Consider the following 13,300-nt stretch of genomic DNA (forward strand, 5'->3'; position numbering starts at 1 on the left):
GAAGTGGCGCAACGGGCCTCAGGCCCCATGGGGGCGGGGCCCTCGAGTCACATCCGGAACAGGCCGAACGCGGGCTCGGGCAGCGGCGTGCGGCTCGCGAGCTCCAGCGCCAGGCCGAGCACGGTGCGAGTGTCGGCGGGATCGATGATCCCGTCGTCCCAGAGCCGGGCCGTCGAGTGGTACGGGCTCCCCTGGTGCTCGTACTGCTCGCGGATCGGGGCCTTGAACGCCTGCTCCGCGTCATCCGACCACGCTTCGCCCCGCACCGCGAGCTGGTCGCGCTTGACGGTCGAGAGCACGGACGCCGCCTGCTCGCCCCCCATCACCGAGATGCGCGCGTTCGGCCACATCCACAGGAACCGCGGCGAGTACGCCCGGCCGCACATGGAGTAGTTGCCGGCGCCGAACGAGCCGCCGATGACGACCGTCAGCTTCGGCACGCGGGTCGTGGCGACCGCGGTGACCATCTTCGCGCCGTGCTTCGCGATGCCGCCGGCCTCCGCGTCGCGACCGACCATGAAGCCCGAGATGTTCTGCAGGAAGACGAGCGGGATGCCGCGCTGGTCGCAGAGCTCGATGAAGTGCGCGCCCTTCATGGCGGACTCGCTGAACAGCACGCCGTTGTTCGCGACGATGCCGACCGGGTGGCCGTCGATGTGGGCGAAGCCCGTGACGAGCGTGTCGCCGTACTCGGGCTTGAACTCGTTGAACTCGCTCGCGTCGACCAGCCGCGCGATGACCTCGTGCACGTCGTAGGGCTGCTGCACGTCGACGGGCACGGCGGCGAGGAGGTCGCCCGGGTCGACGGCGGGCGGACGCGACTCCCGCACCGCCCAGGCGCGTTCGGCCGGCTGCGGGAGGGTCGCCACCATGTCGCGCACCAGCTCGAGCGCGTGCTCGTCGTCGTCGGCCAGGTGGTCGGTGACGCCCGAGATGCGCGAGTGCAGGTCGCCGCCGCCGAGTTCTTCGGGGGTGACCACCTCGCCGATGGCGGCCTTCACGAGCGGCGGCCCGCCGAGGAAGATGGTGCCCTGGTTGCGCACGATCACGGTCTCGTCGCTCATCGCGGGCACGTACGCGCCGCCCGCGGTGCACGAGCCGAGCACGGCGGCGAGCTGCGGGATGCGCATCGACGAGAGCTGCGCCTGGTTGTAGAAGATGCGGCCGAAGTGGTCGCGGTCGGGGAAGACCTCGTCCTGCATGGGCAGGAAGGCGCCGCCCGAGTCGACGAGGTAGACGCAAGGGAGGCGGTGCTCGCGGGCGACCTCCTGCGCGCGCAGGTGCTTCTTGACGGTCATCGGGTAGTACGTTCCGCCCTTGACCGTCGCGTCGTTGCAGACGACCACGACCGGCCGGCCCTGCACGAGTCCCACGCCCGTGATGATGCCGGCTCCCGGCGAGTCGCCGTCGTACAGCCCGTCGGCGGCGAGCGGCGAGAGCTCGAGGAACGGGCTGCCCTCGTCGAGCAGCCGATCGACGCGGTCGCGGGGCAGCAGCTTGCCACGCGAGACGTGCCGTTCGCGGGATGCCTCGGGCCCGCCGAGAGCGGCCGTGGCGAGCTTCTCGCGCAGCTCGCGCACGAGCTCCGCGTGCCCGGCGGCGTAGCGCCGCGCCGTGTCGCTCGAGGGGTCGATGCCCGTCGTGAGGGTCGTCATGCGCCTGCCCGTCTTCGTCGACGGCGCGCCCTCTTGTGCGGGGCACGCCATTTCGGTTAGTGTTCACTAACTCGATTCCCGATGTTAGCGAGCACCCACGGACATGGCAAGCACCCTCGACGACGCGGCGATCCCCCTCGCGGGCGCGCCGGCCGACGCGCAGCCGACCGGGCTGCCGCGCACCGAGCGCGGGCGCCTCAAGGCCGATCGCCGCGCGGCGATCCTGAGCTCGGCCGCGACCCTGTTCGCCGAGCGCGGCTACGCCGGCGTCACCATCGAAGACCTGGGCGCCGCCGTCGGCGTGTCGGGTCCGGCCGTCTACCGGCACTTCCCGGGCAAGGCCGCCGTGCTCGCCGCCATCCTCGAAGGCGCGAGCCGATCGCTGCTCGAGGGTGCGGAGCTCGTCCTCCGCGACGCCCCCGACGCGGCCGCGGCGCTCCGCTCGCTCATCCGCTTCCACGTCGACTTCGCCCTCGGCGAGGCCGACGTCATCGTCGTGCAGGACCGCGAGCTCGAGCAGCTCGACGGCGGCGCGCGGCACGAGGTGCGCTCGCTCCAGCGGCGCTACGTCGAGCACTGGGTGGACACCCTCTCCCGACTCCGGCCCGATCGGGCCGAGACGGAGCTCAGGTTCCGGGCACACGCCGCCTTCGGACTCCTGAACTCCACTCCGCACAGCGCCCGCATCCCTGGGCGCAGACCCGCCGACGGCACCATCCGCGGCATCCTGGAGGAGATGACATGGGCGAGCCTCATGTCGTGACCCTGCGCGCGACCCGCGACGGGGATCTCGATGCACTGTTCGCCTTCGAGCAGGACGAGGCGGCCGTGCAGATGGCCGCCTTCACGCCGCCCGACCCGACCGACCGCGCCACGTTCGACGCCCACTGGCGTCGGCTCCTCGCCGACCCCTCGGTCGACGCGCGCACGGTGCGCGCCGACGGCGCCGTGGTGGGCAGCGTCGCCCGCTGGTACGACGAGGGCACGGCCGAGATGACCTACTGGATCGACCCGGCGCACTGGGGCGAGGGCATCGGCAGCCGCGCGGTGCGGCTCTTCCTCGACGCCGTGCACGATCGACCCGTGCGCGTGCGCGTTGCCGCTGACAACGCGCGGTCGATCGCGATCGTCGAGAAGCTCGGCTTCGTGCAGGTCGCCACCGAGCTGAGCTTCGCGAACGCACGCGGCATCGAGGTCGAGGAGCGGATCTACCGCCTCGACTGAGCGGTGATCGGCGACGTCAGGCCGGCGTCGCGCCGAGCTCGTCGGCGATCGCGCGGATGCGCAGCGCGAGCGCCACGTCGCGCCGCGTGACCCCGCCGACGTCGTGGGACGTCAGTGCGAACTCGACGTGGCCCCACGCCAGCCGGACGTCGGGGTGGTGGTTCAGCTCTTCGGCGACGTCGGCGACCGCGTCCACGAACTGCACCGCGCTGCGGAAGTCCGCCGTCGTGAAGGCGCCCACGAGGTGGCTCTGCGAGTTGCGGAACCCCGAGCCCGCGAGGGTCGCTTCGGTCTCGGCCGGCGAGAGGATGCTGCGTGCGTCCATACGCTCCATCCTCCCGCCGATCGCGACGTCACGCCATGGTCAGCGCCAGCCCCGGCTCGCGGAGGATCGCGCCGATGTCGGCGAGGAACCGCGAGCCCTGCTCGCCGTCGACCAGGCGGTGGTCGAACGAGAGGCTCAGCGTCATGAGCTCGCGCAGCGCGATCTCGCCGCGGTGCTCCCACGGCTGGCGTCGCACGGCGCCCATGGCGAGGATGGCCGCCTCGCCCGGGTTCAGGATCGGCGTGCCCGCGTCGATGCCGAAGACGCCGATGTTCGTGATCGAGATCGTGCCGCCCGAGAGGTCGGCCGGCGGCGTGCGCCCGGCGCGGGCGGTCTCGGCGAGCGCGGAGATCGCGTCGGCGAGCTCGATGAGCGTCATCCGCTCGGCGCCCTTGACGTTCGGCACCACGAGCCCGCGACCGGTCGCCGCAGCGATGCCCAGGTTGACGCCGCCGTACTGCACGATCTCCTGCGCACCCTCGTCCCACCGCGAGTTCACCTCGGGCGTGCGGCGCGCAGCGATGCAGACGGCCTTCGCGACCACGGTGAGCGGCGTCACCTTGTGACCGGCGAACGCGCGGTCGTCGCGGATGCCGCGCAGGAGCTCCATGGTCGCGGTCACGTCGACGGTGAGGAACTCCGTCACGTGCGGGGCCGTGAACGCGCTCTGCACCATGGCCGCCGCGGTGTGCTTGCGCACGCCCTTGATCGGGATGCGCGTCTCGGCGGGTCGTTCGGCGCCCGCGCCGGCGACCGTCGGAGCGCTCGGAGCGCCGCCTGCGATCCCCGCAGGGGCGACGGGCGGCTCGGCGGTCGCGGGTGCACCGGATGCCACGGCCTCGACGTCGGCACGCGTGATGAGCCCGCGCTCCCCCGTGCCGTTCACGGTCGCGAGGTCGATGCCGAGGTCGCGCGCGAGCTTGCGCACGGGCGGGGTCGAGCGCGGACGCTCGGGCGCACCCGTCGAGAGGTCGGTCGACGGCGGCGTCACCGACGCCGCAGCACCGGCGGGCGGTGCGTCGAGGTCGGTCGCCGCCCCTTTCTCGGGGACCGAAGGCACGAGGTCGGCCGCGAGCGCGCTGCGTCGGGCGCGGCGCTTCGGCCCGCCCTCGTCGCGGGCGCCGTAGCCCACGAGGTTGGGTCCGGGCGCGACGTCGGCCTCGGGCGCCGGCGCGGGCTCGGCGGTCGCCCGGGCGTCGGTCGCGGCATCCGCGGGACCGCCCTCGCCTGCGCCCTCGCCCGTGTCGCACGAGAACAGCGGCTCGCCGACGTTCACGGTCTCGCCCTCGGCGGCGTGCAGCGCCGTGATGACGCCCGAGTACGGCGACGGCAGCTCGACGACGGCCTTCGCCGTCTCGACGTCGGCGATGATCTGGTTGAGCTCGACGCGGTCGCCGACCGCGACGCGCCAGGCCACGATCTCGGACTCGGTGAGGCCCTCGCCGAGGTCGGGAAGCGGGAACTCCCTGATCATTCCGGTCACGCCTCCACTCCGCTCAGCGAGTTCGGTCGTCCGAGCGCCCGGTCGACACCGTCGAGGATGCGGTCGAGGTCGGGCAGGTGGTGCTTCTCGAGCTTCGCGGGCGGGTACGGGATGTCGTGGCCGGTGACGCGCACGGGCGCCGCCTCGAGGAACTCGAAGCAGCGCTCGGTGATGCTCGCGGCGAGCTCCGCGCCGACGCCGCCCTGCTGGCCGGCCTCGTGCGCGACGACGAGCCGGCCGGTGCGGCGCACGGATGCCTCGACCGTCGCGTAGTCGACGGGCGCGAGCGAGCGCAGGTCGATGACCTCGATCGAGATCCCGTCCTCCGCGGCCGCGATCGCGGCGTCGCGTGCGGTCTGCACGAGCGCGCCGTAGGTCACGAGGGTGACGTCGGAGCCGGCGGCCGCGACGGAGGCGACGCCCATGGGCTTCGCATCGGCGAGGCTCGCGGTCTCGTCGACCTCGCCCTTCACGTGGTAGCGGCGCTTGGGCTCGAGGAAGATCACCGGGTCGTCGCTCGCGATGGCCTGCTGGATCATGACGTACGCGTCGGCGGGGTTCGAGCACGCCACGACCCGCAGGCCGGCGGTGTGCGCGAAGTACGCCTCGGGCGACTCGGAGTGGTGCTCGGCCGCGCCGATGCCTCCGCCGAACGGGATGCGGATCGTCAGCGGCATCCGCACCGTGCCGCGCGAGCGGTAGTGCAGCTTCGCGACCTGCGCGACGAGCTGGTCGAAGCCCGGGTAGACGAAGCCGTCGAACTGGATCTCGACGACAGGCCGGAACCCCCGGTACGCGAGGCCGACGGCGGTGCCCATGATGCCCGCCTCGGACAGGGGCGTGTCGACCACGCGGTGCGCGCCGAACTCGGCCTTGAGGCCGTCGGTGATGCGGAACACGCCGCCGAGCGTGCCGATGTCCTCGCCCATGAGCACGACCTTGTCGTCGCTGGCGAGGGAGCGGCGCAGGCCCTGGTTGATGGCCTTGCCGAGGGTGAGGGTGGTCATCGTGCGGCTCCTTCGCCGGATGCCGCGGCGCCCTCGTCGAACATGGCGAGGTAGCGGGCGTAGTGGTCGCGCTGCCGCGCGAGGTGCGTGTTGGGCTCGGCGTAGACGTGGTCGAAGACCGTCATGGCGTCGGGGTCGGGGATGGTCGTGATCGCCGCGCGGAGCTCCGCCGCGACACGGCCGGCCTCCTCGGCGACCTCGCGCTCGAGCGCCTCGGTGTCGAAGCCCGTCGACGCGAGCAGCGTGAGCACGCGCGCGAGCGGGTCGCGGGCGCCCCACTCGGCGAGCTCCTCCTCGGTGCGGTAGCGCTTCGGGTCGTCGGCGGTCGTGTGCGGACCGAGGCGGTAGGTCACGGCCTCGATGAGCGTCGGGCCCTCGCCCCGGCGCGCGCGGTCGAGCGCGATGCGGGTGGCGGCGAGCACGGCGAGCACGTCGTTGCCGTCGACGCGGATGCCGGGCATGCCGAAGCCGTCGGCTCGGCGCGCGAGCGGCTGCTTCGACTGCAGGCCAACTGGCTCGGAGATGGCCCACTGGTTGTTCTGGCAGAAGAACACGACCGGCGCGTCGAAGCTCGCGGCGAAGATGAACGCCTCGTTCACGTCGCCCTCGCTCGTGGCGCCATCGCCGAAGTACGCGATGGTCGCGGTGTCGGTGCCCTCCCAGGCCGCGCCCATGGCGTAGCCGGTCGCGTGGAGCGCCTGCGCGCCGATGATGATCTGCGGCACGGCCATGTTGTGGTCGTAGGGGTTCCAGCCGGATGCCGCGGAGCCGCGCCAGACGCGCAGCAGGTCGGCGGCGCTCACGCCGCGGCACCACGCCACGGCGTGCTCGCGGTAGCTCGAGAACACGAAGTCGTCGTCGCGCAGGCCGCGGGCGGAGCCGATCTGGGCGGCCTCCTGGCCCATGAGCGGCGGCCAGAGTCCGAGCTCGCCCTGGCGCTGCAGCGCGGTGGCCTCGGTGTCGATGCGGCGCACGATCGCCATGTCGCGGTAGAGCCGGCCGAGGGCGGCGGTGTCGACGTCGGCGACCCACGGGTCGAACTCGGCGTCGGTGCGGCGCTCGCCGGCAGGGGTGACGAGCTGCACGAAGTGATCGGGTCGGGTGAGGAGCCCGGTTGCGTCTCGGTCGGATGGGGTCATCGTCGATCCTCGCTCTCGGCGGGCTGCCTTGTGGGCGTGCCCGCGCCCGGCGGCTCTGCCGGATACCGTGAGACTACGTCGATATGTCACTGCGCTCAAGTTGCGACGAACGCGTTGAGCATGTTGCCAAGCACCTCCCCCCTGTCCGGTGCTATCGTGTGGCGATATGAACGGCTACGACTCCGTGGACCGGGCACTGCTCGCGGCCCTCGCGGCGGACCCCAGGGCGACCGTCGTGGCCCTCGCCGATCGGCTCGCGCTGTCGCGCAACACGGTGCAGGCGCGCATGGCGCGGCTCGAGGCATCCGGGGCCTTCCTCTCCTTCGAGCGGAGCATCGATCCGGTGCCGCTCGGCTACCCGCTCGAGGCGTTCATCTCGGTGCACGTGCGGCAGAAGCAGCTCGCCGAGGTGGTCGAGCGGATCGCGCTCATCCCCGAGGTGATCCAGGCGCACGGGCTCTCGGGCACGGTCGACCTGCTCGTGCGGGTGGTGTGCCGCGACGCGCACGACCTCTTCCGCATCGACGGCGTCATCCTCGAGATCGACGGTGTCGAGCGCACCGAGACCTCCCTCGCGATGGGCGAGCTGATCCCCTACCGGCTCGCCCCCCTCCTCGACCAGCGGGGCTGACGTCCATGCGCGTCGCGGTGCTGCGGTGCGAGCGGCTCCCGAGCTTCGTCGACTGGGAGATCCCCGACGTGGAGGCGCTCTTCGACGACGACCGCCGGCTGCTCGAGGCCTTCGCCGAGCGCGGCGTCGACGCCGAGCCCGTGGCCTGGTCGCGCCCCGACGTCGACTGGGCCGCCTACGACGTGGCGCTGCTGCGCAGCACCTGGGACTACGTCGACCATCTCGGCGAGTTCCTCGACGTCACCGGCGGGATCGCCCGATCGCGGTGCATGCTGCTCAACCCGGTCGGGGCCGTGCACTGGAACGCCGACAAGCACTACCTCGACGACCTCGACCGGATCGGCGTGCCGATCGTGCCGCTCGTGCGCGGCACGGCGGCCGAGGCATCCCGCCTGCTCACGGCGGTGTCCGAGGCGGGCTGGCACGAGCTCGTGCTGAAGCCCGCGATCGGCGTGGGCGGCTCGGGCGTCGTGCGCACGGATGCCGCGGGGCTCGCCGACGCGCTCGGCGCCATGGCGCCCGCCACCGAGGTCATGGTGCAGCCGTTCGCGGACGCGATCGTCGGCGAGGGCGAGCTGTCGTTCGCGTTCCTCGGCGGGGCGCCGAGCCATGCGCTGCGCAAGCGGCCGGCCGCGGGCGACTTCCGCGCCCACGGGATCTACGGCGGCACGGTCGAGCGCGTCGACCCCGATCCCGCCGACGTCGCGGCGGTCGCGACGATGCTCGATCGGCTCCCGTTCGACGTGCTCTACGCCCGGTTCGACGTCGTGCGCTTCGGCGGGCGCCTCGCGGTGCTCGAGCTCGAGCTCATCGAGCCGATGCTCTACCTCGGCCTCGCGCCGGGCAGCGCGGGGCGCCTCGCGGATGCGACGATCGCGCGGCTCGGCACCGCGTGACGCGACCCGCACCAGGCACCCGCGAGACGACGGATGCCCGCCCCGAACGAGTCGGGACGGGCATCCGGTGATGCGGCGACGGACTAGACGTCGGCGCCCTCGGCGGGTGCGTCGGCGTGCACGCCGGTGGCCTCGCGGCCCTCGGTGTCGGCCTCCTCGGCCAGCACCGGGGCGAGCGAGAGCTTGCCGCGGTCGTCGATCTTGGTGATCTCGACGAGGATCTTCTGGCCGACGCCCAGCACGTCCTCGACGTTCTCGACGCGCTTGCCGCCGGCGAGCTTGCGCACCTCGGAGATGTGCAGCAGGCCGTCCTTGCCGGGCAGCAGCGAGATGAAGGCGCCGAAGGCGGCGATCTTCACGACCGTGCCGAGGAACTGCTCGCCGACCTCGGGATTGGTCGGGTTGGCGATCGCGTTGACCTGGGCGCGGGCGGCCTCGGCCGACGGGCCGTCGGTCGCGCCGATGTAGACGGTGCCGTCCTCCTCGATGGAGATCTCGGCTCCGGTCTCGTCCTGGATCGCGTTGATCGTCTTGCCCTTCGGGCCGATCAGCTCGCCGATCTTGTCGACCGGGATCTGCACGCTGATCACGCGCGGCGCGGTCGGGGCCATCTCGTCGGGACCGTCGATCGCGGCGTTGAGCACCGCGAGGATGGTCGTGCGGGCGTCCTTCGCCTGCGTCAGCGCGCCGGCCAGCACCGAGGCGGGGATGCCGTCGAGCTTGGTGTCGAGCTGGATCGCGGTGACGAACTCCGAGGTGCCGGCGACCTTGAAGTCCATGTCGCCGAGCGCGTCCTCGGCGCCGAGGATGTCGGTGAGCGCCGCGTAGCGGGTCTCGCCGTTCACGGTGTCGGAGATGAGGCCCATCGCGATGCCGGCGACGGGAGCGCGCAGCGGCACGCCCGCGTTGAGCAGCGAGAGCGTCGACGCGCAGACCGAGCCCATCGAGGTCGAGCCGTTGGAGCCGAGCGCCTCGGACACCTGGCGGATCGCGTAGGGGAACTCCTCGCGCGTGGGCAGCACCGGCACGAGCGCGCGCTCGGCGAGTGCGCCGTGCCCGATCTCGCGACGCTTCGGCGACCCGACGCGGCCGGTCTCGCCGGTCGAGTAGGGCGGGAAGTTGTAGTTGTGCATGTAGCGCTTCTTGGTGACCGGGCTCAGCGAGTCGATCTGCTGCTCGAGCTTCAGCATGTTCAGCGTCGTGACGCCGAGGATCTGCGTCTCGCCGCGCTGGAAGATGGCGGAGCCGTGCACGCGGGGCACGACCTGCACCTCGGCGTCGAGCGGGCGGATGTCGGCGAGGCCGCGGCCGTCGATGCGGACGCCCTCCTCGAGCACGCGCGAGCGGACGACGAGCTTCGTGACCGACTTGTAGGCGGCGGACACCTCGGCGTTGGCGGTCTCGGGGAGCTCGCCGCTCTCGACCTTGGCGGCGACCTCGGCCTTGACGCGGGCCTTCAGCTCGTCGTCGGCGTCCTGGCGCTCGACCTTGCCGGCGATCTGGTAGACGCGCTTGAGCTCGTCGTAGGCAACCGCGGCCACCACGTCGTAGGTCGACTGCTGGTAGGGCGGGAACGTCGGGTAGTCGGCGGTCGGCTTGGCCGCGGTTGCCGCGACCTGCTGCTGCGCCTCGACGAGCTGCTTGATGAACGGCTTCGACGCCTCGATGCCCTCGGCGATGACAGTCTCGTCGGGCTTGACCGCACCGGCCTGGATGAGGTTCCACGCGTTGTCGGTGGCCTCGGCCTCGATCATCATGATCGCGACGTCCTGCGAGCCGTCGGCCTCGGTGACCACGCGGCCGGCGACGACCATGCTGAACACCGCCTCGTCGAGCTGCGAGAACTTGGGGAACGCGACCCACTGGCCGTCGATGAGCGCGACGCGCACGCCGCCGATCGGGCCGGAGAACGGCAGGCCCGAGAGCTGGGTCGACATGGACGCGGCGTTGATGGCGAGCACGTCGTAGAGCTCGTCGGGCTCGATCGCGAGCACGGTCACGACGACCTGCACCTCGTTGCGGAGGCCCTCGACGAACGAGGGGCGCAGGGGGCGGTCGATGAGGCGGCAGGTGAGGATCGCCTCGGTCGACGGGCGGCCCTCGCGGCGGAAGAACGAGCCGGGGATGCGGCCCGCGGCGTACATGCGCTCCTCGACGTCGATCGTGAGCGGGAAGAAGTCGAAGTGCTCCTTCGGCTGCTTGGAGACCGAGGTCGCCGACAGCAGCATCGTCTCCTCGTCGATGTAGGCGACGGCGGAGCCCTGCGCCTGCTGGGCGAGGCGGCCGGTCTCGAAGCGGATGGTGCGGGTGCCGAAGCGACCGTTGTCGATGACGGTCTCGGCGAACGTGATCTCAGGACCTTCCAAGAGGTCTTCTCCTTTGTTTTACGTCGCCCCCGTCGTGGGCGCGACTCATACGTCAGGAGCAGGAACAGGCATTACGAAACGCATCAGGCGATGTGCTCACGCTGGCCACCAGTAGAAGTCCACCACTCGATCGCGATTGGTGATCCACCACAGGGGACCAGCTTCCTGCCGGCCTGCTCCGTGTGTGCTCGAGGTGAGCACGGTGCTCGATGTGCAGTTGTGCCGCCGGGATCCGAGCGGATGCGATACCGCTTCACGGCACCCCGGACGGCGGTGGCCCATCGGGCGACCGGTCCCAGCCTAGCAGAGCGGTCCCGCGCGGCATCCGTGCCAGACTCGGGGACATGACTTCCGACGAGCAGAGCACCACGGGACCCTCCGAGGAGACCAAGCGCAAGTTCCGCGAGGCGCTCGATCGCAAGAACAAGGCCTCGAAGCAGCGCGAGGGCGAGTCCCACCTCGACGGCACGTCGGGCGCGAACCACACGCACGGCCCCGTCGACCACAAGCGGGAGTTCCGCCGCAAGAGCGGCTGAGCGCCCGTACCGCTAGCTCGCGTCGACGCTCCGACCCCGACGGGACCCGGCATCGACCGGCTGGAGCGTCGGCCGCTTCGGATCCCGCCCGTCGCCGGCGGTGCGCCCGCGGAGTCGCCGCAGCACCCACGGGGTCGCATGGCGCGCCAGCCACTCGGCATCGCCGACCGGCCGGTCGGGGGCCACGCCGTCGTCGTGCACCGCCCGCTCGAGGCGCTCGAGCGCCGCGGCATCGGGGACGCCCAGCACTCCGGCCGCCGCGTAGGCGAGCGCGCGGTGCCCGGCCGAGTTCAGGTGCACCCGGTCGGCGCTCCACATCGCGGGTTCGACGAGTCCGGGATTCGAGCGCACGTCGAGGAGCCGCACACCCGCCTGGTCGACGATCGCGGCGAGATGCTCGGCGAACGTCGCGAACCGCGTCTCGAACAGGCGCGCCGCAGGACGGGCCGGCATGAACGGCGTGACGAGCAGCACGTCGGCGCCGGTTTCGCGAACGGCGAGCACCGCCTCCCCGACCCGGGTCGCCAGGCCCGCGGCATCCGCCCGGCGGCCGACGAGGTCGTTGGCGCCGATGAGCACGCTGACGAGGTCGGCCCCGAGGTCGACGGCCGAGGGCAGCTGGTCCTCGACGGCGTCGGCGACCTTGCGACTCCGCACCGCGAGATTGGCGTACTCGACCGGGGCATCGGCGGGGCTCGCGAGCGCGAGCAGCAGGGCGAGGCGGTCGGCCCACCCGCGGTACTCCCCCGCCGGCATGCGCGAGGTGTCGCAGAGCCCCTCGGTGAGCGAATCGCCGACGGCGACGTAGCGCCGCCAGCGGGGCGGCGTCACGACGGATGCCGCGGGCGCACGATCGACGGTCGTGATCGGCTCGCGGCGCCCGGGGCCGGCGCGATTCGCCACCACGTCCTCGTAGTGGCCGATGAGCTCGTCGCCGAGCACGTCCCAGCCGCGGCCTCGGACCGCCTCCCGTGCCCGCACGCCGAAGGCGCGCCGCTTGGCGTCGTCGCCCGCGAGGTCGCGCACGCGCTCGCGGAGCTCGACGAGGTCGCCCGGCCGGTACAGCCAGCCGTCGACGCTCGAGCGCACGAGATCGAGCGGTCCGCCGGCGCCCGTCGCGACGACGGGCACGCCGCTCGCGAGCGCCTCCTGCACGGTCTGGCAGAACGTCTCGCGCTCCCCCGGGTGCACGAACACGTCGAGGCTCGCCATCGCCTCGGCGAGCGCGTCGCCGCCGAGGAAGCCCGTGAAACGCGCCTCGGGCAGGAGCCGCTCCAGGGCGGGACGTGACGGTCCGTCGCCGATGACGACGAGGCGCACGCCCGGCAGCGCCGTGAGCGCCCGGAGGTCCTCGACCTGCTTCTCGGGAGCGAGGCGGCCGACGTAGCCCACGATCACCTCGCCGGGCGCCGCGACCTCGCGACGCCAGCGCTCGCTCCGGCGCCCGGGGGCGAATCGCTCGGTGTCGACGCCGCGGCGCCAGATGCGGACGCGGTCGTCCTCCACGCCGGCCGACGCGAGGCGCTCCACGGCGGACGACGACGGCGCGAGCGTCAGGGTCGCGCGGCGGTGCAGGCGGCCCAGGTGGCGCATGAGTGCGGGCGCGGCGCCGGGCACGCCGTACTTCTCCGCGTAGGCCGGGATGTCGGTCTGGTACACGGCCACGGAGGGGATGCCGAGTGGCTCGGCCGCCGCGAGCCCGCGCCAGCCGAGCACGAACGGGGACGCGAGGTGCATGACGTCGGCGCCGTGCTCGCGCAGCACGGCCGACAGTCGCTGCGTCGTCGCGAGCGTGACGCGCACGTCGGGGTAGCTCGGCAGCGGCACCGACGGCAGCAGCACGGTCTGCGCACCGTGCAGCGGACGGTCGATGGGCCCGGAGCGCGGGGCGACGACGAGGGCCTCGTGTCCGCGCCGCTCGAGGTGCCGCAGCACCTGGAGCAGCGAGTGGGTCACGCCGTTCATGTGCGGGAGGAACGATTCGGCGAGGAGGGCGACCTTCACGACTCCAGCGTGAGGGCGTCGCCGGCCGACGGGT

General features: G+C 72.6%; 12 protein-coding genes. 5 read left to right on the plus strand and 7 right to left on the minus strand.

Annotated elements, in window-relative coordinates; translation table 11 throughout:
* Nucleotides 1-47 precede the first annotated feature (47 nt).
* The gene (locus tag FYC51_RS00430) at nucleotides 48-1,655 is read right to left on the minus strand and encodes a carboxyl transferase domain-containing protein (RefSeq protein ID WP_148731716.1); all 1,608 of its coding nucleotides are present in this window, start codon (nucleotides 1,653-1,655) and stop codon (nucleotides 48-50) included.
* 103 nt (nucleotides 1,656-1,758) lie between these two features.
* Between FYC51_RS00430 and FYC51_RS00435 the strand changes: the two genes are divergently transcribed.
* Both FYC51_RS00435 and FYC51_RS00440 read left to right on the plus strand, forming a co-directional pair.
* Complete coding sequence (locus FYC51_RS00435; RefSeq protein WP_148731718.1) at nucleotides 1,759-2,418, plus strand: TetR/AcrR family transcriptional regulator; 660 nt, start codon at nucleotides 1,759-1,761, stop codon at nucleotides 2,416-2,418.
* The gene (locus FYC51_RS00440; RefSeq protein ID WP_148731720.1) at nucleotides 2,397-2,879 is read left to right on the plus strand and encodes a GNAT family N-acetyltransferase; all 483 of its coding nucleotides are present in this window, start codon (nucleotides 2,397-2,399) and stop codon (nucleotides 2,877-2,879) included. The genes FYC51_RS00435 and FYC51_RS00440 overlap by 22 nt, the downstream gene beginning before the upstream one ends.
* A 16-nt stretch (nucleotides 2,880-2,895) precedes the next feature.
* Here the strand turns inward: FYC51_RS00440 and FYC51_RS00445 are convergent, their stop codons facing one another.
* The 4 genes from FYC51_RS00445 to pdhA are packed head-to-tail and all read right to left on the minus strand — an operon-like array spanning nucleotide 2,896 to nucleotide 6,833.
* Nucleotides 2,896-3,204 carry a 4a-hydroxytetrahydrobiopterin dehydratase gene (locus FYC51_RS00445; RefSeq protein WP_148731722.1) on the minus strand — a complete coding sequence of 103 codons (309 nt, stop codon included), beginning with the start codon at nucleotides 3,202-3,204 and terminating at the stop codon, nucleotides 2,896-2,898.
* A 28-nt stretch (nucleotides 3,205-3,232) separates the two neighbouring features.
* Complete coding sequence (locus FYC51_RS00450; RefSeq protein ID WP_148734038.1) at nucleotides 3,233-4,678, minus strand: dihydrolipoamide acetyltransferase family protein; 1,446 nt, start codon at nucleotides 4,676-4,678, stop codon at nucleotides 3,233-3,235.
* A gap of 5 nt (nucleotides 4,679-4,683) precedes the next feature.
* Nucleotides 4,684-5,694 (minus strand): alpha-ketoacid dehydrogenase subunit beta, encoded by a 1,011-nt coding sequence (locus FYC51_RS00455; protein ID WP_148731723.1) that lies wholly within the window; start codon nucleotides 5,692-5,694, stop codon nucleotides 4,684-4,686.
* Nucleotides 5,691-6,833: a pyruvate dehydrogenase (acetyl-transferring) E1 component subunit alpha gene (gene pdhA / locus FYC51_RS00460; protein ID WP_148731724.1), complete on the minus strand. Its 1,143-nt coding sequence runs from the start codon at nucleotides 6,831-6,833 to the stop codon at nucleotides 5,691-5,693. The genes FYC51_RS00455 and pdhA overlap by 4 nt, the downstream gene beginning before the upstream one ends.
* Before the next feature lie 166 nt (nucleotides 6,834-6,999).
* Between pdhA and FYC51_RS00465 the strand changes: the two genes are divergently transcribed.
* Together FYC51_RS00465 and FYC51_RS00470 are read left to right on the plus strand one after the other, a co-directional pair.
* Nucleotides 7,000-7,464 carry an Lrp/AsnC family transcriptional regulator gene (locus FYC51_RS00465; protein WP_148731726.1) on the plus strand — a complete coding sequence of 155 codons (465 nt, stop codon included), beginning with the start codon at nucleotides 7,000-7,002 and terminating at the stop codon, nucleotides 7,462-7,464.
* Nucleotides 7,465-7,469: 5 nt separating this feature from the next.
* Nucleotides 7,470-8,360 (plus strand): ATP-grasp domain-containing protein, encoded by an 891-nt coding sequence (locus FYC51_RS00470; RefSeq protein ID WP_148731728.1) that lies wholly within the window; start codon nucleotides 7,470-7,472, stop codon nucleotides 8,358-8,360.
* An 83-nt stretch (nucleotides 8,361-8,443) separates the two neighbouring features.
* Here FYC51_RS00470 and FYC51_RS00475 read toward each other — a convergent pair whose 3' ends face one another.
* Complete coding sequence (locus FYC51_RS00475; protein ID WP_148731729.1) at nucleotides 8,444-10,726, minus strand: polyribonucleotide nucleotidyltransferase; 2,283 nt, start codon at nucleotides 10,724-10,726, stop codon at nucleotides 8,444-8,446.
* A gap of 344 nt (nucleotides 10,727-11,070) precedes the next feature.
* On the opposite strand from FYC51_RS00475, the gene FYC51_RS00480 reads away from it, so the two are divergent.
* Entirely contained in the window at nucleotides 11,071-11,262 is a 192-nt protein-coding gene (locus tag FYC51_RS00480) for a DUF5302 domain-containing protein (RefSeq protein ID WP_148731731.1), read from the plus strand.
* A 12-nt stretch (nucleotides 11,263-11,274) separates the two neighbouring features.
* On the opposite strand, the gene FYC51_RS00485 is transcribed toward FYC51_RS00480, so the two are convergent.
* A complete protein-coding gene (locus FYC51_RS00485) occupies nucleotides 11,275-13,266 on the minus strand; it encodes a glycosyltransferase (protein WP_148731733.1) in 1,992 nt (663 codons plus the stop codon).
* Nucleotides 13,267-13,300: the final 34 nt, after the last annotated feature.

This window comes from Agromyces mariniharenae (genome assembly GCF_008122505.1).
In the GTDB taxonomy this organism is placed as follows: Bacteria; Actinomycetota; Actinomycetes; order Actinomycetales; family Microbacteriaceae; genus Agromyces; species Agromyces mariniharenae.

What these genes read in the sequence shown, in the direction of transcription:
- FYC51_RS00470 (WP_148731728.1), top strand. Translation starts at nt 7,470, where the DNA reads ATGCGCGTCGCGGTGCTGCGGTGCGAGCGGCTCCCGAGCTTCGTCGAC.
- FYC51_RS00430 (WP_148731716.1), bottom strand. Translation starts at nt 1,655, where the DNA reads ATGACGACCCTCACGACGGGCATCGACCCCTCGAGCGACACGGCGCGG.
- pdhA (WP_148731724.1), bottom strand. Translation starts at nt 6,833, where the DNA reads ATGACCCCATCCGACCGAGACGCAACCGGGCTCCTCACCCGACCCGAT.
- FYC51_RS00450 (WP_148734038.1), bottom strand. Translation starts at nt 4,678, where the DNA reads ATGATCAGGGAGTTCCCGCTTCCCGACCTCGGCGAGGGCCTCACCGAG.
- FYC51_RS00455 (WP_148731723.1), bottom strand. Translation starts at nt 5,694, where the DNA reads ATGACCACCCTCACCCTCGGCAAGGCCATCAACCAGGGCCTGCGCCGC.
- FYC51_RS00440 (WP_148731720.1), top strand. Translation starts at nt 2,397, where the DNA reads ATGGGCGAGCCTCATGTCGTGACCCTGCGCGCGACCCGCGACGGGGAT.
- FYC51_RS00465 (WP_148731726.1), top strand. Translation starts at nt 7,000, where the DNA reads ATGAACGGCTACGACTCCGTGGACCGGGCACTGCTCGCGGCCCTCGCG.
- FYC51_RS00480 (WP_148731731.1), top strand. Translation starts at nt 11,071, where the DNA reads ATGACTTCCGACGAGCAGAGCACCACGGGACCCTCCGAGGAGACCAAG.
- FYC51_RS00445 (WP_148731722.1), bottom strand. Translation starts at nt 3,204, where the DNA reads ATGGACGCACGCAGCATCCTCTCGCCGGCCGAGACCGAAGCGACCCTC.
- FYC51_RS00435 (WP_148731718.1), top strand. Translation starts at nt 1,759, where the DNA reads ATGGCAAGCACCCTCGACGACGCGGCGATCCCCCTCGCGGGCGCGCCG.